26 protein-coding genes and 1 pseudogene are annotated in these 26,973 nt (G+C 68.2%); 9 read left to right on the top strand and 18 right to left on the bottom strand.

Features of this window, described 5'->3' with window-relative positions; genetic code table 11:
* Positions 1-113 precede the first annotated feature (113 nt).
* The 7 genes from xylB to CFB41_RS17770 all read right to left on the bottom strand — a co-directional run bounded on the left by xylB (position 114) and on the right by CFB41_RS17770 (position 8,117).
* Positions 114-1,580 (bottom strand): xylulokinase, encoded by a 1,467-nt coding sequence (xylB, locus tag CFB41_RS17735; protein WP_089457307.1) that lies wholly within the window; start codon positions 1,578-1,580, stop codon positions 114-116.
* On the bottom strand, positions 1,577-2,512 hold the full coding sequence (locus CFB41_RS17740) for an AraC family transcriptional regulator (protein ID WP_089457308.1): 936 nt from the start codon (positions 2,510-2,512) through the stop codon (positions 1,577-1,579). Before CFB41_RS17740 ends, xylB begins: the two co-directional genes overlap by 4 nt.
* A gap of 30 nt (positions 2,513-2,542) precedes the next feature.
* Positions 2,543-3,736, bottom strand: coding sequence for an ABC transporter ATP-binding protein (locus CFB41_RS17745; protein WP_089457309.1), 1,194 nt, complete (start codon positions 3,734-3,736; stop codon positions 2,543-2,545).
* A gap of 291 nt (positions 3,737-4,027) precedes the next feature.
* A complete protein-coding gene (locus CFB41_RS17755; protein WP_089457311.1) occupies positions 4,028-5,062 on the bottom strand; it encodes an NAD(P)-dependent alcohol dehydrogenase in 1,035 nt (344 codons plus the stop codon).
* A 10-nt stretch (positions 5,063-5,072) separates the two neighbouring features.
* Positions 5,073-5,912 carry a carbohydrate ABC transporter permease gene (locus CFB41_RS17760; protein ID WP_089457312.1) on the bottom strand — a complete coding sequence of 280 codons (840 nt, stop codon included), beginning with the start codon at positions 5,910-5,912 and terminating at the stop codon, positions 5,073-5,075.
* A complete protein-coding gene (locus CFB41_RS17765) occupies positions 5,900-6,868 on the bottom strand; it encodes a carbohydrate ABC transporter permease (RefSeq protein ID WP_256941077.1) in 969 nt (322 codons plus the stop codon). Before CFB41_RS17765 ends, CFB41_RS17760 begins: the two co-directional genes overlap by 13 nt.
* Positions 6,852-8,117, bottom strand: a complete 1,266-nt coding sequence (locus tag CFB41_RS17770) for a sugar ABC transporter substrate-binding protein (protein WP_373558631.1) — start codon at positions 8,115-8,117, stop codon at positions 6,852-6,854. Before CFB41_RS17770 ends, CFB41_RS17765 begins: the two co-directional genes overlap by 17 nt.
* A 160-nt stretch (positions 8,118-8,277) precedes the next feature.
* On the opposite strand from CFB41_RS17770, the pseudogene CFB41_RS38960 reads away from it, so the two are divergent.
* Both CFB41_RS38960 and CFB41_RS17775 read left to right on the top strand, forming a co-directional pair.
* Positions 8,278-8,367 (top strand): annotated as a pseudogene (locus CFB41_RS38960) (STM2901 family protein); the annotation flags it as partial.
* A gap of 3 nt (positions 8,368-8,370) precedes the next feature.
* Positions 8,371-8,736, top strand: coding sequence for a DUF1493 family protein (locus tag CFB41_RS17775; protein WP_089457314.1), 366 nt, complete (start codon positions 8,371-8,373; stop codon positions 8,734-8,736).
* Between the two features lie 129 nt (positions 8,737-8,865).
* Here CFB41_RS17775 and CFB41_RS17780 read toward each other — a convergent pair whose 3' ends face one another.
* The 6 genes from CFB41_RS17780 to CFB41_RS17805 form a co-directional block, all read right to left on the bottom strand.
* Positions 8,866-9,825, bottom strand: coding sequence for an amidohydrolase (locus tag CFB41_RS17780; RefSeq protein ID WP_089457315.1), 960 nt, complete (start codon positions 9,823-9,825; stop codon positions 8,866-8,868).
* 1 nt (position 9,826) lies between these two features.
* A complete protein-coding gene (locus tag CFB41_RS17785; RefSeq protein ID WP_089457316.1) occupies positions 9,827-10,774 on the bottom strand; it encodes a YncE family protein in 948 nt (315 codons plus the stop codon).
* Between the two features lie 51 nt (positions 10,775-10,825).
* Positions 10,826-12,118 carry an MFS transporter gene (locus CFB41_RS17790; protein ID WP_039344369.1) on the bottom strand — a complete coding sequence of 431 codons (1,293 nt, stop codon included), beginning with the start codon at positions 12,116-12,118 and terminating at the stop codon, positions 10,826-10,828.
* Between the two features lie 122 nt (positions 12,119-12,240).
* Positions 12,241-13,158: a dihydrodipicolinate synthase family protein gene (locus CFB41_RS17795; RefSeq protein WP_089457317.1), complete on the bottom strand. Its 918-nt coding sequence runs from the start codon at positions 13,156-13,158 to the stop codon at positions 12,241-12,243.
* 8 nt (positions 13,159-13,166) lie between these two features.
* A complete protein-coding gene (locus CFB41_RS17800; protein WP_089443636.1) occupies positions 13,167-14,339 on the bottom strand; it encodes an L-rhamnonate dehydratase in 1,173 nt (390 codons plus the stop codon).
* Positions 14,340-14,406: 67 nt separating this feature from the next.
* Positions 14,407-15,462, bottom strand: a complete 1,056-nt coding sequence (locus CFB41_RS17805) for a 4-hydroxythreonine-4-phosphate dehydrogenase PdxA (protein ID WP_089457318.1) — start codon at positions 15,460-15,462, stop codon at positions 14,407-14,409.
* 115 nt (positions 15,463-15,577) lie between these two features.
* Between CFB41_RS17805 and CFB41_RS17810 the strand changes: the two genes are divergently transcribed.
* Positions 15,578-16,525 carry a LysR family transcriptional regulator gene (locus tag CFB41_RS17810; protein WP_089457319.1) on the top strand — a complete coding sequence of 316 codons (948 nt, stop codon included), beginning with the start codon at positions 15,578-15,580 and terminating at the stop codon, positions 16,523-16,525.
* Positions 16,526-16,906: 381 nt separating this feature from the next.
* Here CFB41_RS17810 and CFB41_RS17815 read toward each other — a convergent pair whose 3' ends face one another.
* Positions 16,907-18,184 carry an MFS transporter gene (locus CFB41_RS17815; RefSeq protein ID WP_089457320.1) on the bottom strand — a complete coding sequence of 426 codons (1,278 nt, stop codon included), beginning with the start codon at positions 18,182-18,184 and terminating at the stop codon, positions 16,907-16,909.
* 211 nt (positions 18,185-18,395) lie between these two features.
* On the opposite strand from CFB41_RS17815, the gene CFB41_RS17820 reads away from it, so the two are divergent.
* The gene (locus CFB41_RS17820) at positions 18,396-19,082 is read left to right on the top strand and encodes a hypothetical protein (protein ID WP_089457321.1); all 687 of its coding nucleotides are present in this window, start codon (positions 18,396-18,398) and stop codon (positions 19,080-19,082) included.
* A 39-nt stretch (positions 19,083-19,121) separates the two neighbouring features.
* Here the strand turns inward: CFB41_RS17820 and CFB41_RS17825 are convergent, their stop codons facing one another.
* The 3 genes from CFB41_RS17825 to CFB41_RS17835 form a co-directional block, all read right to left on the bottom strand.
* A complete protein-coding gene (locus tag CFB41_RS17825; RefSeq protein WP_089457322.1) occupies positions 19,122-20,207 on the bottom strand; it encodes an ATP-binding protein in 1,086 nt (361 codons plus the stop codon).
* A gap of 1 nt (position 20,208) precedes the next feature.
* Positions 20,209-20,946, bottom strand: coding sequence for a response regulator (locus CFB41_RS17830; RefSeq protein ID WP_089443628.1), 738 nt, complete (start codon positions 20,944-20,946; stop codon positions 20,209-20,211).
* A 95-nt stretch (positions 20,947-21,041) separates the two neighbouring features.
* Positions 21,042-21,935: a LysR family transcriptional regulator gene (locus CFB41_RS17835; protein WP_226207436.1), complete on the bottom strand. Its 894-nt coding sequence runs from the start codon at positions 21,933-21,935 to the stop codon at positions 21,042-21,044.
* Between the two features lie 173 nt (positions 21,936-22,108).
* On the opposite strand from CFB41_RS17835, the gene CFB41_RS17840 reads away from it, so the two are divergent.
* Complete coding sequence (locus CFB41_RS17840) at positions 22,109-23,122, top strand: NAD(P)H-quinone oxidoreductase (protein ID WP_089458909.1); 1,014 nt, start codon at positions 22,109-22,111, stop codon at positions 23,120-23,122.
* A 174-nt stretch (positions 23,123-23,296) separates the two neighbouring features.
* Here the strand turns inward: CFB41_RS17840 and CFB41_RS17845 are convergent, their stop codons facing one another.
* Positions 23,297-23,452, bottom strand: a complete 156-nt coding sequence (locus tag CFB41_RS17845) for a DUF3309 family protein (RefSeq protein WP_089443626.1) — start codon at positions 23,450-23,452, stop codon at positions 23,297-23,299.
* A gap of 206 nt (positions 23,453-23,658) precedes the next feature.
* Between CFB41_RS17845 and CFB41_RS17850 the strand changes: the two genes are divergently transcribed.
* From CFB41_RS17850 to CFB41_RS17865, 4 genes are read left to right on the top strand one after another with little or no spacing between them, the layout of a single operon-like run.
* Positions 23,659-24,333, top strand: a complete 675-nt coding sequence (locus CFB41_RS17850; protein WP_089457323.1) for a histidine phosphatase family protein — start codon at positions 23,659-23,661, stop codon at positions 24,331-24,333.
* Positions 24,334-24,352: 19 nt separating this feature from the next.
* Complete coding sequence (locus CFB41_RS17855) at positions 24,353-25,384, top strand: phosphotransferase (RefSeq protein WP_089457324.1); 1,032 nt, start codon at positions 24,353-24,355, stop codon at positions 25,382-25,384.
* Between the two features lie 58 nt (positions 25,385-25,442).
* Positions 25,443-26,207 carry an SDR family oxidoreductase gene (locus CFB41_RS17860; RefSeq protein ID WP_043179052.1) on the top strand — a complete coding sequence of 255 codons (765 nt, stop codon included), beginning with the start codon at positions 25,443-25,445 and terminating at the stop codon, positions 26,205-26,207.
* A 7-nt stretch (positions 26,208-26,214) separates the two neighbouring features.
* Positions 26,215-26,973 carry an SDR family NAD(P)-dependent oxidoreductase gene (locus CFB41_RS17865; RefSeq protein WP_089443622.1) on the top strand — a complete coding sequence of 253 codons (759 nt, stop codon included), beginning with the start codon at positions 26,215-26,217 and terminating at the stop codon, positions 26,971-26,973.

Below are 26,973 nucleotides of genomic sequence, written 5' to 3' on the forward strand. Positions count from 1 at the left end.
CCTTCGGGTCGTCGATTCGTTGCGCCCAGCATAAAGGCGATCCCAAGGGCCGGGTCAAGCGCGTTCGCGTGTTGACGTGAATCGACGAAGACGCCGGCCGCGCCGCGCGTCAGTCAGTCGGCCGCCGCGAATTCGTCGCGCAGCGCGTGATACAGCCGCCGATACCGCGCCAGCCGCCCCGCCAGCAGATCGACCATGGCGGCATCGGGCGTGACCGTCTCCGTGACGGGCGGCGCGACACAGACTTCCGCGAGCGTGTCGTCCGTTGCGGCGAGGCGTGCAAGCCGCGCCGCGCCGAGTGCCGCACCGACCGCGCCGTCCGCATGACGCCGCATCGCGAGCCCGGTCGCATTCGCGCACAGCCGCGCCCAGAACGCGCTCTTCGAGCCGCCGCCGATGAACGACACCGCGTCGAGCGTCGTGCCGGCCGCGCGCAGCGCGTCGTAGCCGTCGGCCATCGCGAACGCGACGCCTTCCATCACCGCATACGCGAGATCGTCCGCATCGTGCTCGTTGGACAGCCCGAAGAACACGCCGCGCGCGTGCGCGTCGTTGTGCGGCGTGCGCTCGCCGCCGAGATACGGCAGAAACAGCGGCGCGCGTGCCGGCTCCGCGCGTTCGGCGCGTGCGGCCAGTTCGCCGGCAGTCGTGCCGTGCGCGCGCGCGAGCCAGTCTAGGCTCGCGGCGGCGGACAGGATCACGCTCATCTGGTGCCAGCGCCCTTCGACGCAGTGGCAGAACGCATGCACGGCCGCATCCGGGTTCGGCGCGAAGCGGTCGTTGCCGGCGAACAGCACGCCCGACGTGCCGAGCGACAGGAAGCCGCTGCCGGCGCCCGTGACGCCCATGCCGATCGCCGAAGCCGCGTTGTCGCCGGCGCCGCCGGCGATCGTCACGGGCCCCGCGATGCCCCATTCGCGCCGCAGCGCGTCGCGCAGCTGTGCGGCCGGTGCGTTGCCTTCGACGAGGCGCGGCATCTGCGTGCGCGTCAGCTCGGTCGCGGCGAGCATCCGGTCGGACCAGTCGCGGCGCGCGCAGTCGAGCCACAGCGTGCCCGACGCATCGGACATGTCGGACACGAATTCGCCGGACAGGCGCCAGATCAGGTAGTCCTTCGGCAGCAGCACCTTGTGCACCGCGCGGAACACGGCGGGCTCGTACTTCGCGAGCCACAGCAGCTTCGGCGCGGTGAAGCCGGGCATCGCCATGTTGCCGGTGATCGCGCGCGATTCGGGCACCAGCGCCTCGAGCTCGACGCACTCGGTGCCGGCGCGCGTGTCGTTCCACAGGATCGCGGGGCGCAGCACCTGGCCTGCGCGATCGATCAGCGTCGCGCCGTGCATCTGCCCCGAGAGCGCGATGCCGCGCAGCGCGGCGAAGCCGGCCGGGTGTGCGGCGCGCACTGCCGCGATCGCGTCGAGCGTCGCGTGCCACCATGCCTGCGGGCTTTGCTCCGACCAGTGCGGATGCGGGCGGCTGATCGACAGCGCGGCCGAGCCGGTCGCGAGCGGGACCGAACGGGAATCGGTGAGGAGTACCTTGACCTCGGACGTGCCGAGATCGATGCCGAGAAATGTCACGTGTGAAGCATCCTGTCTGGGGCGCGCGGCGGCGTGCGTCGCGGGGGCGGCGCGTCGTCGCGGCCGTGCGGTTCGTTGAGCCGGTGCAGCGCGCGGAACCTCGACGGCGGCACCTGCTTCATCGCGAGAAACTGACGGTTGAAATTCGACAGGTTGTTGAAGCCAACCCGGTAGCAGATGTCGGTCACCGTCAGGTCGGAAAACATCAGCAGCTCGCACGCTTCGTTGATGCGCAGCCGGTTCAGGTAGCGCACGAACGACGAGCCGGTATGGCGGCGGAAAAACCGCGTGAAGGTGCTGACGCTCATCCCGGCGAACGCGGCCACGTCGGTCTCGCGCAGCATGCCGGGCAGGTTCTGCTGCAGGTACGACAGCACCTGGTTGATGGTCGACGACATGTAGTGCTGCGCGTCGCTGCGGTAGCCGGGGCCGGCGAGCACGCGCCGCTCGCGGCACGACGACAGCCGGTCGAACAGCGACATCAGGATCTCGACGCGCCGGCAGCCGTGCGCGTTCGCGAGTTCGAGCATCAGCGGCGCGACGTCGCGGCCGATGCGGTCGGGAAACTGCACGCCGCGCGCCGCATCGTCGATCAGCTCGATCACCGGCTGCAGTTCGCTGAACGCGCCGACCATCTTCTCGATCGCGTCGCGCGAGAACTGCAGCACGACGTCGCGCGACGGCACGCGTTCGCCGTCGGCGAGTTCGCTGACCCAGTTGTGCGGCAGGTTCGGCCCGGTGACGATCAGGTTGCCCGGGCCGAAATCGCCGATGTGATCGCCGACGAACATCTTGCCGTGCGACGACTGGATCAGATGAATCTCGTACTCGGGATGGAAGTGCCACTTCGCGACCGAGTGCGGATAGTCGTGGATCCACGCGCGGAACGATTCGTCGCGGTGGGTGGGAACGATCTCGAGATCCGGGTTCATCGTGTGCTCCGTCGGGGGCGTGCCGGCGTGCTACGAACGGGACATCGACCAGCCCGTCGCGGCGGGCGGCGTGGTGCGCGATGCGGCCGCCGGCGGTGCCGCGTGCGCGATCGGGTTCGCGTCCGGCAGCGTGACGTTGCGCTCGGTGCCGGCGTCGAACAGATGCAGGGCTTCTTCGTCGAAGCGGAACGCTACCACGGCCCCCGGCGCCGGGGCCATCGGGGCCGGCACGAGGGCCGCACACGGCTGGCCGTGCCAGTCCAGCGTGACGAGCGCCTCGGCGCCGAGCAGCTCGACGAGCTCGACCGTGCCGGTCAGCGTGAGCGCGCCCGGGGTCGGATCCGGTTCGGTGACGAGCCGCAGGTGGTTCGGGCGGATCGCGGCCTTCACCTGCTGGCCGTCGTGCAGCCCGGCGAAGCGCGGCGACGCGAGCGGCCAGCGCGCGCCGTTGCAGTCGAGCAGCACGTTCGCGCCGCGGCGCTCGATCGTGCCCGCCGCGAAGTTCATCGCCGGGGTGCCGACGAAGCCGGCGGCGAACACCGTATGCGGCTGCCCGTACAGCTCGGCCGGCGTGCCGATCTGCTCGATGTGGCCGCCGCGCATCAGCACGACGCGGTCGGCCAGCGTCATCGCCTCCAGCTGGTCGTGCGTGACGTACAGCGTGGTCGTCTTCAGCCGCCGATGCAGCCGCTTGATGTCGCCGCGCAACTGCGTGCGCAGCTTCGCGTCGAGGTTCGACAACGGCTCGTCGAACAGGAACACGGCCGGCGTCTTGATCATCGCGCGCGCGATCGCCGCGCGCTGCTGCTGGCCGCCCGACATCGCACGCGGGCGGCGGTCGAGCAGTGCGTCGAGGCTCAGAATGCGGGCGACGTCGCGCACGCGGCGGTCGATCTCGTCGGCCGGCACCTTCAGGCGCCGCAGGCCGAACGCGATGTTGTCGTACACCGTCATGTGCGGGTACAGCGCATAGTTCTGGAACACCATCGCGACATTGCGCTCGCGCGATGGCAGGTCGTTGACGACCGCGTCGCCGATCACGAGCTCGCCGCCGGTGATCGCCTCGAGGCCCGCGATCATCCGCAGCATCGTCGACTTGCCGCAGCCGGACGGGCCGAGCAGCACGATGAATTCGCCGTCGGCGATCTCGAGGTCGAGCGGGTGCAGCACGGCGGGGCCGCCGTCGTAGTGCTTCGACAAAGCTTTGCAGGTGATCTGGGCCATGGTTTAGGGCGTGTTCACGCTAATAACGGGCTTGCGCTGGCCCCCAGAAGGGCCGAGCGCGAGGATTGCGACGAAGCGAATACTCGACGTATTCGCGAGGAGCATGACGCGGCGATCGGCCCTTCTGGGGGCCAGCCCCGCGCATGTATTTTTCAAACAGGGGAACGTGCCTTTCCGCCCACATTGCGGCGTCGTGCGTCGCTTGTTTGGCACGGCCAAACGGCGCTTCTTACTCCTTGCACTGCGGGCGGAAAGGCACGTTCGCAAGCCCGTTATTAGCGTGAACACGCCCTAATCCATTTCGATCTGAATCTTGACGTCGCGCGGGTGGCCGCTCGCCGCTTCCTCGAACGCGCGCACGCCTTCGGAAAACGGGAACGTGCGCGAGATGAACGGCTTCACGTCGATCGCGCCGGACGCGATCAGCGCGAGCGCGCGCGGAAAGATGTTCGCGTAGCGGAACACCGATTCGATGCGGCCTTCCTTCGCCTGCAGCGCGACCACGTCGAGCGGCACCGGGGCGACCGGCATCCCGATCAGCACCGCGCAGCCGCCCGGGCACATCAGGTCGACGAGGCCCGCATACGCGTTCGCGCTGCCGCTGGCCTCGAACACGACGTCCGCGCCCCAGCCGTCCGTTGCTTCGGATACCACGTCGGCGAGTGACTGCGTGCGCACGTCGACGGTCGTGACGGCGCGGTTGTCGGCGAACAGCGCGAGCTTGTCGGGCACGACGTCGGCGAGGATCACGCGCGCGGCGCCGCCGGCAAGCGCGGCAAGTGCCGTCATCGCGCCGATCGTGCCGGCGCCGATCACGACCGCGAGGTCGCCCGGCTTCATCGCCGCCTTCTTCGCGGCCTGCAGGCCGATCGACAGCGGCTCGACGATCGCGCCTTCGGCGAACGACACGGTGTCGGGCAGCCGGTACGTGAACGCGGCCGGATGAACGACGTACGGCGTCAGGCAGCCGTGGATGGGTGGCGTCGCCCAGAAGCGCACGTCGGGGTCGAGGTTGTAGAGCCCGCGCAGCGTCGCGGGCGAATCGAGGCGCGGCACGCCGGGCTCCATGCACACGCGATCGCCGACGCGCAGGTGCGTGACGCCGGCGCCGGTCTCGACGACGGTGCCGGACGCCTCGTGGCCGAGCACCATCGGCGCGTCGACGCGAAACGGGCCGATGCCGCCGTGAACGTAGTAATGCACGTCGCTGCCGCACACGCCGACCGTATGCACCTTGATCCGGACGTCGCCAGGGCCGAGCGCCTGCGGCAGGTCGATGTCGCGCAGCGCGAGTTCGCGCGTGCGTTCGAGTACGAGTGCTTTCAACACATCCTCCTTATTTTCCCTTGACCATCGAATTGAGCAGGCGGCTCAGCATGCCGACGAACACGAGCGGCGGCAGCGCGAGCAGTACCGTCGACGCGTTGATCACGCCCCACGGCACTTCCTGGCCGAGCGACGTGAACGCGGACGCAACCACCGGCAGCGTCGCGCTGCGCGACGACGTCAGCGCGAGCGCGATCATCAGTTCGTTCCAGACCAGCACGAAGCTGAACACGATGCCGCCGAGCAGCGTGCTCGCGCACACCGGCAGCGCGATGTGCCAGAACACCGCGTACGGGCCGTAGCCGTCGAGCGCGGCGGCTTCCTCGATCTCGCGCGGCAGCCGGCGGAACACGGGGATCGACAGCCACGTGATGGTCGACAGCGTGACGAGCAGGTACGTGACGATCATCGACAGCTTCGTGTCGTACAGCCCGAGATCGACCCAGATCGCGATCAGCGGCAGCGCGACCGCGACCGGCGGCAGGAAGCGCAGCGACAGCAGGAAGAACTGGATGTCGCGCTTGCCGCGTATCGGGTAGCGCGCGATCGCATACGCGGCCGGCACGCCGAGCACCGCGCCGATCAGCACGGCCGCGCCGACGATCGCGATGCTGTTGCCGAGGCCGATCAGCACCTCGGGGCTCGACAGCACCTGCTCGTAGTTCGCGAGCGTCGGCGTGAAGATGAAGCGCGGCACGGGCGTGACGATGTCGAGCAGGTGCTTGAGCGAATTGAGCACGGCCCAGAACAGCGGGAACGCGGCGACGAGCAGGATCGCGCCGGCGATCGCGACAGTCGTTGCGGTCGAAACGGTCACGGCGGTGCCGCGGCGGGCCATCAGTCGTCCCATTTGTTGACCCTCTTCCAGATGAGCGTGAAGACGAGCGTGGTCGCGACCATCATCAGCACGGCCATGCCCGACGCATAGGACACCTTGCCGGCGAGGCCGATGCCCTGCTGGTACGCGTACAGGTCGAGCGTTTCGGTCGCGATGCCGGGGCCGCCCTTGGTCATCACGTAGATCAGGTCGAACGAGCGCAGCGACTCGACCATCTTGATGAACACGAGGCTCACGAGCGGTGCCTTCAGCATCGGCAACGTGATGTACGCGTGCACCTGCCACGTCGTCGCGTAGTCGAGCCGCGCGGCTTCGAGCGGCTCGGGCGGCAGCGTCTCCAGCAGCTTCAGGATCACGACCGCGAAGAACAGCCCCCACTGCCACACGTCGACCAGCGCGACCGCGTACAGCGCGAGATGCGGATCGGCGAGGAACGCGGTGTTCTCGATCCCGATCGTGCCGAGCAGCCAGCTCAGGATGCCGGTGAGCGGCGCGTACATGAACTTCCAGATGAACGCGGCCGACACGCGCGGCAGCAGCACCGGCATGATCAGCACCAGCGACGCGAGGCGGCGCCAGCGGCCGTGCACGCGCTCGAACAGGAACACGGCCAGCGCGATCCCGACCAGCACCGCGCCGGCCACCGTGACGACTTCCCACAGCACCGACACCTCGATCGCGTTCAGGAAGCGCCGGTCGGACGCGAGCCGGATGAAGTTGCGCAGGCCGACGTATTCGCTGTCGGGATAGCGCAGCACGCGGTTGCGCAGCGCGAGGTTGATCGCGGCGACCGTCGGGACGAGGCTCAGGACGGCGAGCAGCGCGAGCGTCGGCGCGAGGAACACCCACGGCAGGCTCGTGCGGTCGCGGCGTGCGCGGCCGCGCCGGGCGGACGGTGCGGAAGGCGGGGCAGGGGCCGGACGGACGCCGAGCGCGCGTCCGCTGGCGCCGTCATTTGCGAGCGCCATGTTCGAGCGCTTCCTTCGCGTACTGGTCTGCGTCGTCGAGCGTGCCGCGCACGTCCGTCTGCGTGCCGGTGAACACCTGCTCGAGCGCGATGCCGAGGTTGTCGCCGATATCCGGCCACTGCGGCGTGCGCCAGATCGTCACCTGCGTGACCGGGTTGGTGTCGTTCAGCCCGGCCTGGATCTGCGGCGCGACGTGCTGCTTGAAGTACGGGCTCGCGATCGTGCTCGACCGGTTGTAGTCGCTGAACACGCCGTTGCGCAGCCGCGCCTGCTCCTGGTCCTTGCTGGTCGCCCACGCGACGAAGCGGCCGGCGGCCATCCGCGTGCAGTCGTCCTTCGCGCCGACCGCCGAGATCGCGAAGCCGTGGCCGTACGCGGCCGACGGCAGCGGTGCGGGCGGCCGCGTGTAGCCGACCTTGCCGGCCACGCTCGACTTGCTCGCATCCTCCATCCAGTCGGCGAACGGCGTCGATTCGATCATGAACGCGACCTTGCCCGAGCGGAACGCTTCGAGCGCGTTGCTCCAGTCGTAGGTCGCCGAGCCCGGCGGCGCGTACTTGAACAGGTCGCTGTAGAGCTGCGTGGCCTTCACGGCGGCCGGCGAGTTGAACGCGGGCTGGCCGCCCTTGTCGGTCCACGCGCCGCCCATCCCGAGCATGAACGGCGACCAGCGCCACACGTTCATCCCCGAGCCGCGCTGGCCGCGCGCGACCCAGCCGTACAGTTTCGGTGGCGCGTTGAGCTTCTTGATCGCGGCGACGAGCTGGTCGAGCGTCTTCGGCACCGGAATGTGCGCGGCGTCGAGCAGGTCGCGGCGGTAGAACAGGAAGTCGCCGCCGCCGATCAGCGGCGCGAAGTACGCAACGCCGTTGTAGCTCGCGACCGCGCGGCGGCCGGGCAGGAAGTCGTCGTAGTCGTATTCCTTCGGGTAGTACTTGAGGAGCGGCACGATCCAGTTGGCCGACGCGAATTCGGCGACGTTCGCCTCGTCGACGTAGTAGATCTGGTAGGAACCCGCGCCGGTCGACGCGTCGAGCCGCGATTTCGCGCGGCGGTCGTTCTCGCCGAAATAGCTGATCTCGACCTTGGTGCCGCTCTTCTTCTCGTAGTCGGCCAGCGACTTCTCCATCACCGACAGGCCGAGACTCTTCTGCGCGAGCACCCGAAGGGTCGGCACCTTGCAGACCTGCGCGGCCGCGACGCCCGGCAGACAGGCGCCGAGCAGCACGCCGGCTGCGACGATTCGCATCTTGTTCACCCGTGTCTCCTTGATTCTGCTTGTTCGAATGCCGTCGATGACGGCAGGAACAATGGTGTGACGGGGGCGATGCGGGCACCACATCAAAAGAAAACGCCAACCGATACTTTTTGCTCAAGGTTGGTCGTGCGATGCACAAAATGTGGTGGTAGTGTTCCTGGCTCGCGACGCCTATCTGATCATGCGCAACACCGTGTCGACCTACAACCGAGTCGTAAAGCCCGAGGACCGGGTGCTCTGAACCATGAAAGACGATACCTGGGAACGCCTGGAAGCCTTCACACGCGAAGAACTCGGTCGGCCACTGCTCGGCGGCAAGCTGAACCTGCAGCCGGAATCTCGGCTTGAGCAGGATCTCGGCGTCACGGGCCTCGATGGGGTGGAGTTCATCGACAGGTGGGCGGAGACATTCGGCGTCGACGCCCAGGGATTCCCGTACCGGCGCTATTTTGGCCCCGAAGGTCAGGAACTGCTGTCGTCAATTATCGGGCTGTTCGTCAAGCGCCGCCGGCACCCGGAACGGCGGCCGCTGACCTTGGGGATGCTGGCCGAGGCAACGCGACGTGGGAAGTGGGACACGGACGCGATCGAGGCTGCCGTGGGGCAGTGATCGTATATCGCAGGGCCGGTCGATGTACTGACCGGGCCTTTTCACTGGCGTAAACACGATTACGCTACGCTAAATCTTGCTGCCTACCGATTTATCGCGCTTGAGCCGGTGCATGTATCGCGCGCGGCTTCATCCGCGTGCCGGCCCGTGCTGCGTGTCGAGCGCAATCCGGTACACCCGTACTGCGTTGTCATGCCAGACCGCGCGGCGCTCGGTGTCATCAAGATGCGTCATCGCACGAGCAAACGTGCGCAGCAGCGCCCGATACGACACACGCAGCCCGGCCACCGGAAAGTTGCTGGCGAACAGGCAGCGCTGCGTGCCGAAGATCGCGATCGTGTCGCGGATGATTCGTGCGTTGTCGGTTTCGTTCCACACTGCATCGCGCAAGCCGAGTTCGGAAATCTTCACGGCCACGCGCGGCAACGTGGCTAGTGCCTCCATGCCGTGCCGCCAGCGCGCGAGCCCTGCATCCGAGCGATCCCATGGTAGCCCCGCATGTTCGAGCACGACGTCGACATCCGGTGCATCGGCGAGCATCGAAGCCGCTTCCTCGAGATGCCAGAACGGCACGCGCAGATCCCAGCAGAGCCCATGCGCGGCGAGGCGTTCCAGTGCGGCCAGCCAGCGCGGATCGCGCAGCGTGCCCGGCCCGTCGACCGACGCATCCGGCGCGGCCGCCGTACGAGGCTTGAAGCGCACGCCGCGCACGCGCGGCCATGCGGCCTGCTCGGCGAGCCGCTCATCCGCATCGTCGGCGAGCAGGTCGACCCACGCAACGACCGCCGACGGCAGCCCATGCGATTCCGCGACTTCATGCAGCCAGCGCGTTTCCGCCAGCGCCTCATCACGCGCACGTTCGGCCTCGACGTGCACGCTCGCGACGATCGGTGCGCCCCGCGCCGCGTGCCGGAGTTCGCTCACCCCGAAATCGCGGCACAGCGCCGTGTAATCACCGAACATGAAGCGCGCCGGATCGTAGCCCTCCTGTAGCCACGGATAGTGCGCGCCCGCATCGAGCCGCCACAGGTGGTGATGCGCATCGACGAGCGCATCCGGCATGCCGTCGAGCGGCGACGTGTCGTGCATGTCAGCGCGCCCCGGTGAGCACGTACGACGCATCGGGCTCGCGCAGCGTCGCCAATGCACCGACGAAACGCCACGTATCGAGATCGAGCTCGCGCACGTAGTCGTCCTGGAACGACACGTACGCGACGCGCCGCGACGGATGGAACGACAGCGCGGTCGGGTTCGCCGGCAGCGCGATGCGTTCGATCTCCTCGAGCTGCCGCGCATCGAACACGGAGATCGACCGCTCGCCCGAATTGGTCAGCAGCAGCAGGTCGCGTCCGTCGGGCGCGCTCGTGCGGTAGATGCGGTTCGGATCGCTGCGCGTCTTCACACGGCGGCCGCAGGTCATCGTGTCGGTGTCGATTTCGACCAGCGTGTCGTCGCCGCGATTCGCGACGAACAGCGTGCGTTCGTCGCTCGACAGCGCGTTGCCTTCGGGACGCGGGCCGGGCATCACCGCGCGCGGCGCGACCGTCGCGTCGCGCGGATGGAATTGCGTGACCGTATTCGACAGCAGGTGCACGCCGTACGCGCGGCTCGCATCGCGCGTGAGCGTAACGAGGTGCGTCTTCACGCCGCCGGACGGCACGGCCATGTTCGGCACGGGCTGCTTGGTCGGCTCGTCGAACACGAGCAGCATGTCGTGCGCCTCGCTCATCGCGTACAGCCGGCCGTCGCGGTCGCTCGCCATCCCGTGCGGCCGGTAGTACGGCCACAGGTCGAGCATGCGCGTGTGCGTGCGTTCGACGAGATCGATCTCCGCGATCCGGTGATCGCCTTCATGGCCGCGCGACCACGCGGTCTCGATCCCGAAGATGCCGACGTACGCGAAGCGCTCGTTCACGTCGACGGTGAACTCGTGCGGAAAGTTCGGCAGCACGACGTGCTTGAGCGCGGTTTTCGTGTCGAGGTCGTAGAAGCTGAAGGTGTAGGCGCATTTCTGCACCAGCAACAGGATGTCGTTCATGGTGGGTCTCCGTCAATTCGTCAGCAAGCCTGCGTATTCGTGTATCCGGTGTCAGTCCTCGCAGCGTTTCGGCAGCGTCAGCGCGAGCAGGCCGGCCACCGCGAGCGTGATCGCGAGGCTGTACACGCCGGCCGCCGCGCTCACGTGCTGGGTCAGCACGCCGACCGCATACGGGCCGCAGAAGCCGCCGAGATTGCCGAGCGCGTTGATCAGGCCGCGCGCGCTGCCGGCCGTCTCGACGCTGCAGAGCTTCGGCGGAATCGCCCAGAACACGCCGGCGGCCGCCTGCAGGAAGAAGCCGCAGCCGATCAGGAACGCGAACGATACGGCCATCGACGCATGCGTGAGCACCGACAGCGCCAGGCACGCGGCGAAGCCGACGAGCGGCAGCAGCACGAACAGTCGGCGCTTGCCGGTTCGGTCAGACAAATACGACGTGACGAACATCCCGATCACCATCGCGACGTACGGGAGCATCGCGAGCAGGCCGATCTTGCCCATCCCCGTGTGCGTGAGGTTTTTCAGCAGGGTGGGCAACCACATCGTATAGCCGTAGATGCCGACCTGATAGCAGAAGTTGATGGCGATCAGCAGCCAGATCGTCGGGTTGCGCAGCAGCTCGCCGAACGACGCGGCCGCCGGCGTGCCGGCCGCGCGCTTGCGCTCCTGCTCTTCGCGCAACGCGTCGAGGATGTAGGCCTTCTCGCGCGGCGACACCCAGCGTGCGGTCTCCGGGCCGTCGTCGGCGAACATCAGCCACACGACGAGGCACAGCAGCGACAGCGCACCCGCACTGAAGAACAGGTGATGCCAGTCGTACGCGGCGAGGATGAAGCCGGACAGCGGCGCGGTGATCATGCCGGCGAGCGGCACGAACATGATGACCATCGCATTCGCGCGGCCGCGTTCGCGGTCGGGAAACCAGTGGCTGACCATCGTCAGCACGACGGGCAGCATCCCGCCCTCGGCCACGCCGAGCAGGAAGCGCAGCGTCAGCAGTTGCCAGGTGTGCGTGACGAGCCCGGTCAACACCGACAGCACGGCCCAGCTCACGAGCGACCACGCGATGAAGGTCTTGCCGCTGCCGAGCGCCGCGCGGCGGCCGCCGGGAATCTGCAGGAACAGGTAGCCGAAGAAGAAGATGCCGCCGGCGAGGCCGGCCATCGTCGCGTCCATGCCGAGATCGGCGTTCATCCCGCCGGGCATCGCGAACGCGATGTTCACGCGGTCCATGTACGAAATGATGCAGGCGAGCAGCAGCGGCGGGATCACGCGCAGCCAGCGGCGGCGCGGAATGGCTTCGCCGGCTTCGTAGGCCGGGGTGGCCGGGTTCAACAGGGTCATGGTGTCTCCAATCTTGGTGAGGGCGGCGGCGGTCTTCTGATGGACCGCTGTCACGCCGTGACGCGCCGGTGCGCAACGCCCTGCGGCGTTGCACGGGTGAACCGATGCAGGGTGCCTCGCGCCTAGCGCCCCCAGCGCAACACGAGCGGATCGAGCCGCCGCGCCGCGTCGAGCATGCCGGCGCGCACCTGCGGATGCAGCGCGGGCCACGGTGAGCGCGGCGCGTCGCACGCGATCACGCCGCCTTCGCGCATCAGCGCCTTCGCGGTCAGGAATCCTGACTGACGGTTCTCGTAGTTGATCAGCGGCAGCCAGCGCGCGTACTGCGCGACGGCTTCGTCGCGGCGGCCGGCGAAATACGCGTCGGTGATCCGGCGAATCCCGTCCGGATAGCCGCCGCCCGTCATCGCGCCGGTCGCGCCGGCATCGAGATCGGCGAGCAGCGTGATGCCTTCCTCGCCGTCCCACGGCCCCTCGATCGCATCGCCGCCGAGCGCGATCAGCTCGCGCAGCTTCGACGCGGCGCCGGCCGTCTCGAGCTTGAAGTACGACACCGCGTCGATCTCGCGGGCGAGCGACGCGAGGAACGGCGCGGACAGCGCGACGCCGCTCGCGGGCGCGTCCTGGATCATCAGCGGAATGTCGAGGCCGTCGGTGACTTCGCGGAAGAACGCGCGCACCTGTGCCTCCGGCACGCGGAACGTCGCGCCGTGATACGGCGGCATCGCCATCACCATCGCCGCGCCGAGTGCCTGCGCGTGCCGGTTACGTTCCGCGCAGATCCGCGCGCTGAAGTGCGACGTCGTGACGATCACCGGCACACGGCCCGCGACGTGCTCGAGCGTGGCGCGCGTGATCAGGTCGCGTTCGTCGTCGCCGAGCGCGAATTGCTCGGAGTAGTTCGCGTGGATGCAAAGGCCGTGCGAGCCGGCATCGATCATGAACTCGATGCAGCGGCGCTGGCCGTCGAGATCGAGCGCGCCGGTCGCGTCGAAGATCGTCGGCACAACCGGAAAGACGCCCTGGTAGCGTGCGTGCATGGCGGGCCTCACTCGACGATGTCGAACTGGTCGAGGAATTCGGTCTTCAGCGTGAGGCCGAGGCCCGGCACGTCGTCGCGCAGTTGCACGAAGCCGTTCTCGGCCACCGGCTCGCCGTCGAAGATGTAATAGAACAGCTCGTTGCCGACCTCGACGTCGAACATCGGGAAGTACTCGCTCATCGGCGACGCGAGCGTGCTCATCGTCAGGTGATAGTTGTGCATCTGGCCCGCATGCGGGATCACCGGCACGCTGTACGCCTCGCACAGCGCGTTGATCTTGTGCGCCATCGTGATGCCGCCGACGCGGTTCGTGTCGTACTGGACGACCGACACGGCCTTGCGATCGAGCAACTGCTTGAAGCCGTACAGCGAGAACTCGTGCTCGCCGCCGGAGATCGGGATGCGCGTGAGCTGGTTCAGCTCCGCGTAGCCGTCGATGTCGTCGGCGATCACCGGTTCCTCCAGCCAGCGCGGCTGGTATTTCTCGAGCTTCGGCAGGATGCGCTTCGCGTATTCGAGGTTCCAGCCCATGTAGCACTCGAGCATCAGGTCGTTGTCGTAGCCGATCACCTCGCGGATCGCCGCGACCGACTTCAGGTTCTCGGTCACGCCCTGCTGCCCGTGCGCGGGCCCGTAGCCGAAGCGCATCTTGAACGCGCGGAAGCCTTCCTTCAGGTAGCGCTGCGCCTCGTCCTGCATCTCCTTCAGGTCGGTGCGGTAGAGCTTCGAGTAGTAGCAGGGGATCTTTTCCTTGGTGCGGCCGCCGAGCAGCTTGAACACGGGCTTGCCGACGCTCTTGCCGAGGATGTCCCAGATCGCGATGTCGACCGCCGAGATCGCCGCCATGCCGATGCCCTTGCGGCCCCACGCGTGGGTCGCGCGATACATCCGCTGGTTCAGGTATTCGTAGTCCCACGGGTCCTGGCCGATCACGAGCGGCGCGAGATACTGGTCGATGATCACCTTCGCGACATGCGGCGCGAGCGCGACGTTGCCGAGGCCGACGATGCCGTCGTCGGTCTCGACTTCGACGACCGTCCACGAGTGGAAGCGGAACGTGCTCATCGTTTCCTGCGGCGCGTACAGCAGGTCCATCGCGTTCGAGCAGAAGTTGCCCTGGGGCGGCACGGTCTTGCCTTTCCACTGGAATACGCGGGCGCGCACGGATCGGATCTTCATCGGGTGTCTCCGGAGTTCGGTGTGATGTTGTCGTGTTGAAAAGCGGTCGGCCGGCGGGGCCGTCGGGTCAGGCGGAAACGGGCTGTGCGCGGCGCGCGGCGCCCATCCGGCAGGCGATCTGCAGTGCCTGCCAGGTCGCGCCGACGTCGGCCGTGCCGCGGCCCGCGATGTCGTATGCGGTGCCGTGCGCGGGCGTCGTGATCGGCACGGGCAGCCCGCCCTGCACGGTCACGCCGCGCGAGAAGCCGAGCAGCTTGATCGCGATCTGCCCCTGGTCGTGGTACATCGTGACGATCGCCTGGTAGTCGCCGGCCTGCGCCTTCAGGAAGATCGTGTCGGCGGGGAACGGGCCGTGGAACGGCGCGTCGGTCGGCCAGTCGCGCGACTGCAGCTTGCGCACGGCCGGCTCGATGATGTCGACTTCCTCGCGGCCGCAGCTGCCGCCGTCGCCGCCGTGCGGGTTGAACGCGGCGATCGCCACCTTCGGCGCGGCGACGCCGTTCGCGAGCAGCGACCGGTAGATCAGTTCGGATGCCTGTTCGATCCGCTCGATGCTCAGGTAGCCCGGCGCATCCTTCAGCGGAATGTGCGACGAGATGCGCGCGGTCCACAGCTCGCCGAGCGTGTTGAATTCGCAGAAGTAGCCGGTCACGCCGAGCGCTTCGGCGAAGTGGTGCAGCTCGTCCTCGTGCTTCAGCCCGCCGAGCTTCATCGCGTACTTGTTCAGCGGCGCGAAGCAGATCGCGTCGATGTCGCCGGCGAGCGCGGCGTCAAGGCACAGGTCGAGCACGGTCAGCGTCGAGCGCCCGCCGGCCGCGCCGGGCTGCCCGACCGTGACGTCGGCCGGATCGATCGTGTCGACGGCGACGAACGCGGCGCGTTCGGTCGACGGCCGGCCGCGCGCGGCGGCGAGCGAGGCGACGGGTTCGACGTCGACCGTCACGCCCGCGACGCGCTGGCCGGCTTCCCACAGCCAGCGATCGCCGATCAGCACGAGGTTCGCGCGGGAAGTTGCGTCGGGGCGGGCGAGCAGTTTCGCGATCAGTTCGGCGCCGATGCCGGCGGGGTCGCCGAGCGTCAGCGCGACGACGGGCAGGGGCGTGGCGGGCGAGGGGGTGTTCATGCGGTGTCTCCGGTGGCGGCGCTGGGCCGTTTGTCTATGGGGTTCATGCTAGGTAGACGGAATGAGTCGGTAAATTGAAAACTCTTGATGAATCGATAACCTGGAGTAATCAGAGATGGGCTCGATCGACCGACGAGACTCGACGCCGCAGCTGCTGAACCGGCTGCGCATGCGGCAGATCGCGCTGCTGCTGGCCGTGGACGAATGCTCGACGCTGCGCGCGGCGGCCGACCAGATGGGCCTCACGCAGCCGGCCGCGACGAAGATGCTGGCCGAGCTGGAGAGCGCGCTCGGCCAGCGGCTGTTCGATCGCGTCGGGCGCGGGCTCGTGCTGAATCCGGCCGGCGAGCGCGTGCTCGGCTATTTCCGCGGGATCCGCGGCAGTGTGGAGGCGTTGAACCGCGAGCTCGGCGAACTGCAGCTCGGCAGCGCGGGGCGGCTGGCGATCGGCAGCATCATGGCGGCGTCGCCGGGGCGGCTCACCGAGGCGCTGGTGCAGTTGAAGTCGCGTTACCCGCTGCTGGCGATCGACATCGCGGTGGATACGAGCGACCGGTTGATGCCGCAGCTGCGCGAAGGCGTGCTCGAAGTGGTGATCGGGCGCCACGTCGGGACCGATTGCGATTTCCGCGTGGTGGATGACGAGGCGCTCGCGATCATCGCGGGCCGCGACCATCCGCTCGCGGGGGCGGGGCCCGTGGCGTTCGACGCGCTGCTCGATTACACGTGGATCTTGCAGCCGGCCGGCAGCCCGGCGCGCGAGGTCGTCGAGCGCGAGTTCAATGCGCGTCATCAGCCGATGCCGCGCGGGCTGGTCGAAACGGGGTCGATCCTGACCACGATGAACCTCGTCGACCGTTCGACGATGCTCGGCGTGATCCCGCTGACGGTGGCGCAGCGCAACGCGGAGCACGGGCTCGTCGCGATCGTCGATTACACGCTCGAACAGAAGCTGCCGTCGTACGGCAGCCTCGTGCGGCGCGACCGGCCGCTGAGCATTCCCGCGCAGCAGTTTCTTGCGCTGTTTCACCGCGAAGGGGGCGGAGATGATGGCGGCGCTTGATGGGGCGGTTTGCCAGCCGAGGCGGCCGAGCCAGCCGCGCCGGCCGAGGTGGCCGAATCAACCACGTTGGCCGAATCTGCCGAGTAGGCCGAATCAGCCGAGCCGGCCGAGTCAACCTGGCCAGCCGCGCTACCCCGGCCAGCCGAGTCAGCCGAGTCAGCCAAGCCAGCCAAGCCAGCCAAGCCAGCCAAGCCAGCCGAACCAGCCGAACCAGCCGAACCAGCCGAACCAGCCGAACCAGCCGAACCAGCCGAACCAGCCGAATTAGCCGAGCTAACCGAGCAAGCCGAGCCGGTCACGCACCACCATCGCGAAACGCAATGAAGCGCGATAGCGCCGTCAACGAGACGGATAAGGCAGACGACCCCGAAGCAAACCGCCTCAGCGAGCCGACGGCGCCGCAGGCGCGTCAACGAGCGCCGGCATCGATTCCGCCAACGAGCGATCCGGGCGAATCCGCAGCGCGGCGACGATGCCGATCAGCAGCATCGCGACCGAGCCGATGAACGGCACGGTCCAGCTCCCGGTGCGATCGACGAGGTAGCCGAACAGGATCGGCGACAGGATCCCCGAGATCGCGGAGCCCGCGTTCATCATCCCGCTCGCGATGCCGGCGTGGGTCGGCGCGATGTCGCTCGGCACGGCCCAGATCGGCCCGATCGTCAGTTCGAGGCACAGGAACGACCCCGACAGGCACAGCGCGACGCCGGCCGTCGAATGCACGACCGCGAGCGGCAGCAGGCACACGAGCGCGCCGACGAAGCTCGCGACGATCACGCTCTGGCGCGACAGCGCGAGGTTGCCGGTCTTCCGGTAGATCCGGTCGCACAGCCAGCCGCCGAGCGTGTCGCCGACCACGCCCGCGAAGAACACGCCGGATGCGAACAGCGCGGTCGACTTCAGGTTCAGGCCCTGGCCGTTCAGGAAGAACGTCGGCAGCCACGTGAAGAACAGCCACGCGGTCCAGCCGTAGCAGAAGTAGACGAAGATGGTCGGCGCCATCCGGCGGAACAGCGGCCCCCACGGCGTCGGGCCGGCGAGCGGCGCGGCACGGGCAGCGCGCGGGCGATCGTGGCCGGCTGCGTCGCCGACCGGATGTTCGCGGAAGCCGACGATCCACCACGCGAGCCACACCAGCGTGACCACGCCGATCACGAAGAACGCCGCGCGCCACGACAGCCAGGTCATCAGCGCGGCGACGATCGGCGGCGTGACCGCGTTGCCGAGCCGCGAGAACGAATGCGTGAAGCCCTGCACGACGCCGCGCCGCTCGCGCGGGAACCAGTGGGTGATCGCGCGGGCCTGGGCAGGCAGCGTCGCGCCTTCGCCGATGCCGAGCAGCAGCCGCGCGGCGAACAGCAGCCCGAGGCTGTGCACGAGCCCGGTGGTGAAGGTGGAGACGACCCAGATCAGCCCGCAGCCGATCAGCGTGATGCGGGCGCCGAACCGGTCGGCGATCCAGCCGCCGCCGATCTGGCAGATTGCATACGAATACGCGAACGCGGAGAATGCGACGCCAAGTTCGGTATTCGACAGGCCGAGTTCGGCCTTGATCGCGCCGGCCGCGGTCGCGAGGTTGACGCGGTCGACGTAGAGGATGAACGAAAGCGCGCACAGCAGCCACAGCGTGTGGCGCCGTTGACGGGGGTCGTTAGGCATGTGTCTCACTCCATTCTCGTGCGCGGCGTGACAATGACGCCGCGTTCACTGGCCGGGCCAGCATCGCGCGGCGGCGGAGACACTGTCTAATGAATCTTTGGGATCAATCGATAACCCCAGGTATTCATTCCCGTTTCAGCGGCATCAGCGGCATCAGCCGCATCATCCGCATCAGCCGTACCCGACGCAACGGAGCACCACAGGTGAAGAATTGACCGACGACGAAGAACTTTCACTCCGCCGCGAGAGCCGCTTCTGGGAGCTGCCGCCGGTGAAATGGTGGATCCGCGGGCATGGCCGCGACGGCTATTCGTTCCGTCTGCTGCTGTGGCCGCCGGTGATCGTGTTCGTGCTCGAATTCGTCTGCGTGCTGTTCGACGCGCTGTACACCGCCATCGGCATCAGCGCCGTCGCGACGCTGTTCCTCGGCTTCGCCGGATACCACGGCGCGCAGCGCGAATGGCTGGTGCCCGCCGCGACCACGCGCGCGCTCGTGAAGGCGCGCATGAAGAAGGCGGCCGAACGGTTCTCGTCGCTCGGCGTGGGCGCGACCGTGCTGGCGATCTTCGTCGCGGCAACCTCGCTGTCGCTCGTGATGTCGGGTCAGCCGGTGCTGGACACCGCGTCGAAGGACGCGGTGTCGATCTTCATCGCGCTGGTGTTCCTGCCGGTGTACGTGTCCGGCGCGGTGCGCAAGCTGGCGATCGCGCGGATCGAGGAACTGGAGGCGCTGCGCAACGCGACCCTCGGCACCCGCCTGCAATTCGACCGCGCCGGTGCCGTGCGCGCGGTCGTCGTGCAGGGCGCGGCCGGGAAAGGAACGGTGTCCGTGCGGGAGTACACGGTGCTCGGGTTCAGCCCGCCGCTCGAACAGGTCGGGCGCGAACCGGGCGCGTGACGGTTGAAGCGGAGGTAAAGGTGCAGTAAAGGCAGTGCCTCAAGCCGGAAAGCGCGCGTTTCCCGGCGCCGGCACGAGGTTGTCGGGCCACTGCACTTCGAACCGCGTGCCGCCCGCGCCGGTCGGCACGCAGAGGGCCTCGCCGTGATGCGCATGGGCGATCGCCGCGACGACGGCGAGCCCGAGGCCGCTGCCGCCGGGCTGCGATGCGTTAGCGCGCCGAAACGCCTTGAACACGTGCGGCGCGAAATCGGCCGGGATGCCGGGGCCGTCGTCCTCGACGCGCAGCCGGCACATCCCTGCTTCGATGCGCGTCTGGATCCGGATCGTGCCGGGCACCGCGTGGCGGCGTGCGTTTTCCAGCAGCGCGAGCAGCGCCTGACGAATCCGCACCGGGTCGCAGCGCATGCGCCGCGGGTCGAGATCGAGCACCGGATGCTGGCCGGCGGCCTGCAGCGCATGGGCGAACACGTCGACCACGGCGCGCACGTCGGCGGCAAGGTCGGCATCGCGGATCTCGATGCTCAAGTGGCCGCCATCCGCGAGGCTGACCACGCGCAGATCCTCGATCAGCCGCGTCAGCCCTTCGACCTGCGTGAGCAGGCTGCGGAACTGCGCTTCGTCGGGCTTGAACACGCCCTCGGCGAGCCCCTGCAGGCGCCCGCGCAGCACCGTGACGGGCGTACGCAGCTCGTGCGCGATCGCGGCGTTCCAGATCGCCTGCTCGTTGGTCACGCGTTGCAGCTCGTCGGCGAGCGCATTGAAGTGGTCGGCGAGCAGCGCGGCTTCGTGCAGCGAGCGGTCGCCTGCCACGGCGCGCGCACCGAGATCGCCGCGCGCGACGCGGCGGATGCTGTCAGTAACCGAATTGAGCGGCACGAGGATGCGGCGCGCGAGATTGACGGCGACCGCGACCGACAGCACGAGGCCGACCGACGTGGTCGCGATCAGCCACAGCCATTCCGGCGCGGTCGGCAGCCATTCCTTCGTGTTGAAATGCGCGGGCCAGTAGTTGAACGCGACGTAGTAGAAGACGGAGGCGGTGAGCACCATCAGCAGCGTCACGCCGAACACCATCCCGGCCATCGTCAGTGCGATCTGCCGGCTCAGGCCGTCGAGCTTCACGTCAACTCCAGAGCTTGTAGCCGACGCCGCGCACGCTGACGGGCACGCCCTGCACGCCGAGGTCGTCCAGCTTCTTGCGCAGCTTGCTGACGTGGCTGTCCACCGTGCGCTCGAGCGCGTCGCCTTCCGGCAGGCAGGTGGCCATCAGCTCGGCGCGGCTGAACACGCGCCGCGGCGCACGCGCGAGCTGCGCGAGCAGCTTGAACTCGGTGAGCGTCAGCACGAGCGTGTGCCGTTCGCTGCCCACTTCGAGCGTGGCTTCATGGCGCTCGAGATCGATCTCGAACGGCGCGACCCGCAGCACGCGCTGCTCTTCCTGTCGGGAGCCGGCCATCGAACGGCGCAGCACCGCCTGCGCACGTGCGACGACTTCGGCGGGATTGAACGGCTTCACCACGTAGTCGTCGGCGCCGATGCGCAGGCCGGTGAGCTTGTCGATGTCCTGGTCGAGCGCGGTCAGCATGATCACGGGCGTGTCGCCGCGATGACGGATCTCGGCGAGCACCTTCCAGCCGTCGACGTGCGGCATCTGCACGTCGAGCAGCACGAGGTCGGGCTTGAGCTGCAGGTGCAGTTCCAGCGCGCGGCGGCCGTCGGCCGCGTGCACGGTGCGCAGGCCGCCGCGCGCGAGATAGGCGGTCAGGATCTCGGCGATCTCGGGTTCGTCTTCGGCGATGAGGACGAGCGCCTGGGCGTCCTGGCCGGCGCTGGAAGGGGGCGGGAGATCAGGCTGGGCCATACGTGTGAGTCCATCGGGGTTTCCATCGAGTCGCCATACTACCGCATGGGAAATGCTGTCGAGCAGCGGTCGGGCGGTGGTACGCGGCGGCGCGCTTACCGATGCGCGTCGAACGCGGACACGATCTCGTCGATCGTCGCGCGGATGCGCGCGGTGTGGCGCAGGTCGCGGTGCGTGACGAGCCAGACCTCGTAAGGCGCTTCCCGCGTCTGCGCGGGCCAGATGCGGGCGAGGCCGTCGCGTTCGCCCATGTGCACCGGTACTTCGCCGATGCCGAGGCCCGAGCGCAGCGCGGCACGCATCATCAGGCTCGAATTCATCCGCCCGACGATGCGGCCTGCGTCGATCGGCTCGCCGGCGATCGCCGGCTTGCGGCTCGCGTCGACATACGGCTGGTAGACGACCAGGTCGTGCCCCGCGAACGCACTGCCGCGCACGGGCTCGCCATGCCGGTGCAGATAGTCGTGCGAAGCGAACAGGCCCATGTCCCAGCGGGCGAGGCGGCGCGCGACGAGATCGGGGTTGTCGGGCCGCACGGTGCGCACCGCGATGTCGGCCTCCCGTTTCGCCAGGTTCAGGATTTGCGTCGACGTGTTCAGCGACACGCATACGTCGGGATGCTTCGCATGCAGCCGCGCGATCGACGGCATCACGAATTCGATCGCGAGCGCATCGGTCGTCGTGATCTTCACCTCGCCGGCGAGCCGCCGGTCGACGCCCTGCGTCAGCCGGACGAGCTCGTGCGCATGCTGCTCCATCGCCTCGGCGGCGCGCAGCGCCAGCGCGCCGACCGGCGTGGTCAGGTAGCCCTTCGACGAGCGCAGGAACAGCGTGGCGCCGAGCATGTGCTCGAGTTGCGCGAGCCGGCGCCCGACCGTCGCCTGGTCGACCCCGAGCGTTTGCGCCGCGCGGCGCAACGTGCGTTCGCGATGAATCGCGAGGAACACGCGTGCGTCGTCCCAGTTCATCGATGGTGCTGACTGATGCATTTTTGCATTCCTCGTTCGGCAATTCACTGCGTGCCCGCGCGCGGCACCGTCCCTAGACTGTCTTCACACCCATTGCGATGCCGCGATTCGAGGAGGTTCCGCGAATCGGCCGCGCATCGACGAACGCTGAGGATCATATCGTGACTGATGACGTGAAAACCCTGCCCGCCCGCATGACGGCGATCGAAATCGTGCGTCCCGGCGGCCCCGACGTGCTCGTGCCGACCACGCGTCCCGTGCCGTCGCCGGGCCCCGACGAAGTGCTGATCCGCATTCATGCGGCCGGCGTGAACGGCCCAGATGTATTCCAGCGCAAGGGGCTGTACGACCCGCCGCCCGGCGCGTCCGACATTCCCGGTCTCGAGGTGGCCGGCGAAGTCGTCGCGGTCGGCCGCGACGTCACGCGCTTCGCGATCGGCGATGAAGTCTGCGCGCTGATTCCGGGCGGCGGCTACGCGGAATACGCGGTGGCGAACGAGAGCAATACGCTCGCGATTCCCGACGGCCTCGACATGACGGAAGCCGCGGCGCTGCCCGAAACCTTCATGACGGTCTGGCTGAACCTGTTCCAGCGCGGCGGGTTCGCGGCCGGCGACAGCGTGCTGATTCACGGCGGCGCGTCGGGCATCGGCACGACCGCGACGATGCTGGCGAAGGCGTTCGGCGCGTCGACCCTCATCACGACGGTGGGCTCGGACGCGCAGCGTGACGCGAGCCTGCGGCTCGGCGCGGATCTAGCGATCGAATACCGCAACGAGGATTTCGTCGATGCGGTCAAGCGCTTCACCGACGGCAAGGGCGTCGACGTGATCGTCGACATCATCGCCGGCGACTACGTCGCACGCAATTTCGCGGCGGCCGCGATGAACGGCCGCATCGTCCAGATCGGCGTGATCAATGGGCCCGCGAAGGAGCTCGACCTGTTCCCGATGCTCACCAAGCGTCTCACGCACATCGGCTCGACGCTGCGCTCGCGTACTTACGCGGAGAAGGCGCAGCTCATCCGCGAGCTGGAGGAAGCCGTGTGGCCGCTGATCCGGCAGGGCAAGGTGAAGCCGCAGGTCTACCAGACCTTCGATCTGCGCGACGCGAGCGCGGCGCACACGCTGATGGATTCCGGCCGCCACATCGGCAAGATCGTGCTGCGCACGCCGGCTTTTGCCGCAGCCGGCAAGCATTCCGCATGACCGGGCCGCGCTTCAGCCCGGCAGACGTCGGGGCTGACACGCATCGCATGCGATGCGCGTCATGCCCGTGAATCGCCTGCCGGCCATCCCGGTGCGGGTATGCGCACGTTCCGGTATGGCCGGCAGCGATTGTTTCAAACGGGCCTCTGCCTGCCCGGCTGGCGCGCTGCTGCGTCAGATCTGGCCCATCAGCACCAGTATCACGACAATGACGACGACCAGCCCGACGGAGCCCGAGGGCCAATAGCCCCAGCTTCGGCTGTGGGGCCATGCAGGAAATGCACCGATGAGTAGGAGAATCAGAATGATGATAAGGATAGTACCGAGCATCGCACCCCTCCTGGAACGGATTGGACTTCGCGGTTCTCCCGCCGAGGGCGATGAGCAATACGTGTGCCGCGACGGCGCGAGTCGAACAGCGGCAAGGCCCGGCGCGGGATGGATTCACAGAATGAATACCCCCGGATTCAGAAAATAAAGTTTAAAAATGCGTCCCTGCCCCCTATGCTGAATCCTTCTGATCTGGCGGGCATGCGATGGCTGAACTTTTTCTGGTACGGCACGGGCAGGCGTCGTTCGGCACGGACGACTACGACCGGTTGTCCGCGGCGGGCGAGCAGCAGGGCGTCTGGCTCGGCGAATACTTCGCGCAGCAAGCGCTCACATTCGACCGCGTGATCTGCGGCACGCTGAACCGCCACGCGCAGACGGTTGACGCGATCCTGCGCGGGATGGGCCGCGAAGGCACGCCGGTCGACCGCCACCCGGGCCTGAACGAATACGACTTCCACGGCCTGTTCGCGGCCGCCGCGCACGACTACCCCGACATCGCCCGCCTCGCGGCCGGCTCGATGAAGGAGCATTTCCGCGCGTTCCGGCAGGTGCTGCAGCTCTGGTCGGAAGACAAGCTCGGCGATTCGGCCCCCGAGACCTGGGCGCATTTCCAGCAGCGCGTGGCCGAGGCCCGCGCGGCGATCCGCCACGGCGGCGGCCAGCGCGTGCTGGCGGTGAGCTCCGGCGGCCCGATCGCGGTCACCGTGCAGCAGGTGCTGGCCGCCCCGCCGTCGAGCGCGATCGCGCTGAACCTGCAGATCCGCAACAGCAGTCTTTCGCAGTTTTTCTTCAACGCCGAGGCGTTCCACCTCGCGTCGTTCAACGGCGTCCCGCATCTGGAGGATCCCGAACGACACGCGCTGCGAACCTACGGCTGACCCACGAACGATCGCGACGATGACGAACCCTACCCAGCAACTCGACGTAGCCCGCCTCACGCGCTATCTGGAAGCGCACGTGCCGGGCTTCGAAGGCCCGGTCGACACGGAGAAGTTTGCCGGCGGCCAGTCGAATCCGACTTTCCTGCTGCATGCGAAGAGCGGCCGCTACGTGCTGCGCCGCCAGCCGCCGGGCGAACTGCTGAAGTCCGCGCACGCGGTCGACCGCGAATTCCGCGTGCTCACCGCGCTGTCGGGCACCGCGGTGCCGGTCGCGCATCCGTATCACCTTTGCGAAGACCGCGACGTGATCGGCAGCCTGTTCTACGTGATGAGCTACGAGGACGGCCGGATCTTCTGGGATCCCGCGCTGCCGGAACTGCCGAAGGCCGATCGCGCGGCCTGCTACGACGCGTTGCTGCAGACGATGGCCGCGTTGCACGACGTCGATGTCGAGGCAGTGGGCCTCGCCGACTACGGCCGCCCCGGCAATTACTTCGAGCGCCAGATCGGCGTGTGGACGAAGCAGTACCGCGCGGCGGAAACCGAACGCCTCGACGCGATGGAAACGCTGATCGACTGGCTGCCGAAGGCGTGCCCGGAGGACACGGGCCGGCCGACGCTGGTGCATGGCGATTTCCGGATCGACAACCTGATGTTCGCGCGCGACAGCTACCGCGTGCAGGCCGTGCTCGACTGGGAACTGTCGACGCTCGGCAATCCGCTCGCCGATCTCGCGTATCTCTGCATGTGCCTGCGGCTGCCGTCGGGCGGGCAGGTGCGCGGGCTCGCGGGCCAGGATCGCGCCGAACTCGGCGTGCCGGACGAAGCGGCGATCGTCGCGCGCTATTGCGAACTGCGCGGCATCGAGCCGATCCGCGACTGGCACTTCTACCTCGCGTTCAGTTTCTTCCGGCTCGCGTCGATCGCGCAGGGCGTGAAGGCGCGCGCGCTGCAGGGCAATGCGTCGAGCGAGCAGGCGCTGCGCGTCGGCGCGATGGCCGGGCGGCTCGCCGAACTGGCCGTCGGCGTGATCGACGCGCATCGCTGAAGCGGCCGGTTTCACCGGGCAGCGGCAGGACACCATATCAATGGAGGAGCACAGCAACATGGCAACGAATCTGTTCGACCTGACGGGCAAGATCGCGCTGGTGACGGGCGCGAGCCGCGGCATCGGCGAGGAAATCGCGAAACTGCTCGCGGAGCAGGGCGCGCACGTGATCGTGTCGAGCCGCAAGCTCGACGACTGCCAGGCCGTGGCCGACGAGATCGTCGCGGCAGGCGGCCGCGCCGAGGCGCTGGCCTGTCACGTCGGGCGGCTCGAAGATATCGCCGCGACGTTCGAGCATATCCGCGGCAAGCACGGCCGTCTCGACATCCTCGTGAACAACGCGGCCGCGAACCCGTATTTCGGGCACATCCTCGATACCGACCTCGCCGCGTACGAGAAAACGGTCGACGTGAACATCCGCGGCTACTTCTTCATGTCGGTCGAGGCCGGCAAGCTGATGAAGACGCACGGCGGCGGCGCGATCGTCAACACGGCGTCGGTGAACGCGCTGCAGCCGGGCGACCGGCAGGGCATCTACTCGATCACGAAGGCCGCGGTCGTCAACATGACGAAGGCGTTCGCGAAGGAATGCGGGCCGCTCGGCATCCGCGTGAACGCGTTGCTGCCGGGCCTCACGAAGACGAAGTTCGCGGGCGCGCTGTTCGCCGACAAGGACATCTACGAGACCTGGATGGGGAAGATCCCGCTGCGCCGCCATGCGGAGCCGCGCGAAATGGCCGGCACGGTGCTGTATCTCGTGTCGGACGCGGCGAGCTACACGAACGGCGAATGCATCGTCGTCGACGGCGGCCTGACGATCTGAGCGCGCGATGAAGATCGACAGCTATGCCGGGCAAGCCGTGATGATCACCGGCGCCGCGAGCGGCTTCGGCGCGTTGCTCGCGAGCGAGCTGGCCGCGATGGGCGCGCGCGTCGCGCTCGGCGACCTGAACGCCGACGCGCTCGAACGCGTGGCCGCGCCGCTGCGCGCGGCCGGCGCCGACGTGATCGCGCAACGCTGCGACGTGCGCGTCGAGGCGGAGGTCGCATCGTTGGTACAGGCGGCGGCCGAGCGTTTCGGCCGGCTCGACGTCGGCATCAACAACGCGGGCATCGCACCGCCGATGAAGGCGCTGATCGACACCGACGAAGCCGATCTCGACCTGAGCTTCGCGGTGAACGCGAAGGGCGTGTTCTTCGGGATGAAGCACCAGATCCGCCAGATGCTCGCGCAGCGCGCCGGCGTGATCCTGAACGTCGCGTCGATGGCCGGGCTCGGCGGCGCGCCGAAGCTGGCGGCCTACGCGGCGTCCAAGCATGCGGTGGTCGGGCTCACGAAGACGGCGGCCATCGAATACGCGCGCCACGGCATTCGCGTGAATGCGGTGTGCCCGTTCTACAGCACGACGCCGATGGTCACCGACAGCGATCTCGGCGACCGCCAGGACTTTCTCGCGCAGGGCTCGCCGATGAAGCGGCTCGGCCGGCCCGAGGAAATCGTCGCGACGATGCTGACGCTGTGCGCGAAGGAAAACACTTATCTGACCGGGCAGGCCGTCGCCGTCGACGGCGGTGTCTCGGCCTTCTGA

It is taken from the genome of Burkholderia sp. AU33803 (assembly GCF_002223095.1).
Classification (GTDB): domain Bacteria; phylum Pseudomonadota; class Gammaproteobacteria; order Burkholderiales; family Burkholderiaceae; genus Burkholderia.

Excerpts from the sequence above, each read along its gene's own strand:
- CFB41_RS17740 (WP_089457308.1), bottom strand. The coding sequence starts at position 2,512 with ATGAACCCGGATCTCGAGATCGTTCCCACCCACCGCGACGAATCGTTC.
- CFB41_RS17745 (WP_089457309.1), bottom strand. The coding sequence starts at position 3,736 with ATGGCCCAGATCACCTGCAAAGCTTTGTCGAAGCACTACGACGGCGGC.
- CFB41_RS17760 (WP_089457312.1), bottom strand. The coding sequence starts at position 5,912 with ATGGGACGACTGATGGCCCGCCGCGGCACCGCCGTGACCGTTTCGACC.
- CFB41_RS17765 (WP_256941077.1), bottom strand. The coding sequence starts at position 6,868 with ATGGCGCTCGCAAATGACGGCGCCAGCGGACGCGCGCTCGGCGTCCGT.
- CFB41_RS17770 (WP_373558631.1), bottom strand. The coding sequence starts at position 8,117 with ATGCGAATCGTCGCAGCCGGCGTGCTGCTCGGCGCCTGTCTGCCGGGC.
- CFB41_RS17775 (WP_089457314.1), top strand. The coding sequence starts at position 8,371 with ATGAAAGACGATACCTGGGAACGCCTGGAAGCCTTCACACGCGAAGAA.
- CFB41_RS17780 (WP_089457315.1), bottom strand. The coding sequence starts at position 9,825 with ATGCACGACACGTCGCCGCTCGACGGCATGCCGGATGCGCTCGTCGAT.
- CFB41_RS17785 (WP_089457316.1), bottom strand. The coding sequence starts at position 10,774 with ATGAACGACATCCTGTTGCTGGTGCAGAAATGCGCCTACACCTTCAGC.
- CFB41_RS17790 (WP_039344369.1), bottom strand. The coding sequence starts at position 12,118 with ATGACCCTGTTGAACCCGGCCACCCCGGCCTACGAAGCCGGCGAAGCC.
- CFB41_RS17795 (WP_089457317.1), bottom strand. The coding sequence starts at position 13,158 with ATGCACGCACGCTACCAGGGCGTCTTTCCGGTTGTGCCGACGATCTTC.
- CFB41_RS17800 (WP_089443636.1), bottom strand. The coding sequence starts at position 14,339 with ATGAAGATCCGATCCGTGCGCGCCCGCGTATTCCAGTGGAAAGGCAAG.
- CFB41_RS17805 (WP_089457318.1), bottom strand. The coding sequence starts at position 15,462 with ATGAACACCCCCTCGCCCGCCACGCCCCTGCCCGTCGTCGCGCTGACG.
- CFB41_RS17810 (WP_089457319.1), top strand. The coding sequence starts at position 15,578 with ATGGGCTCGATCGACCGACGAGACTCGACGCCGCAGCTGCTGAACCGG.
- CFB41_RS17815 (WP_089457320.1), bottom strand. The coding sequence starts at position 18,184 with ATGCCTAACGACCCCCGTCAACGGCGCCACACGCTGTGGCTGCTGTGC.
- CFB41_RS17830 (WP_089443628.1), bottom strand. The coding sequence starts at position 20,946 with ATGGCCCAGCCTGATCTCCCGCCCCCTTCCAGCGCCGGCCAGGACGCC.
- CFB41_RS17835 (WP_226207436.1), bottom strand. The coding sequence starts at position 21,935 with ATGCATCAGTCAGCACCATCGATGAACTGGGACGACGCACGCGTGTTC.
- CFB41_RS17840 (WP_089458909.1), top strand. The coding sequence starts at position 22,109 with ATGACGGCGATCGAAATCGTGCGTCCCGGCGGCCCCGACGTGCTCGTG.
- CFB41_RS17845 (WP_089443626.1), bottom strand. The coding sequence starts at position 23,452 with ATGCTCGGTACTATCCTTATCATCATTCTGATTCTCCTACTCATCGGT.
- CFB41_RS17850 (WP_089457323.1), top strand. The coding sequence starts at position 23,659 with ATGGCTGAACTTTTTCTGGTACGGCACGGGCAGGCGTCGTTCGGCACG.
- CFB41_RS17855 (WP_089457324.1), top strand. The coding sequence starts at position 24,353 with ATGACGAACCCTACCCAGCAACTCGACGTAGCCCGCCTCACGCGCTAT.
- CFB41_RS17860 (WP_043179052.1), top strand. The coding sequence starts at position 25,443 with ATGGCAACGAATCTGTTCGACCTGACGGGCAAGATCGCGCTGGTGACG.
- CFB41_RS17865 (WP_089443622.1), top strand. The coding sequence starts at position 26,215 with ATGAAGATCGACAGCTATGCCGGGCAAGCCGTGATGATCACCGGCGCC.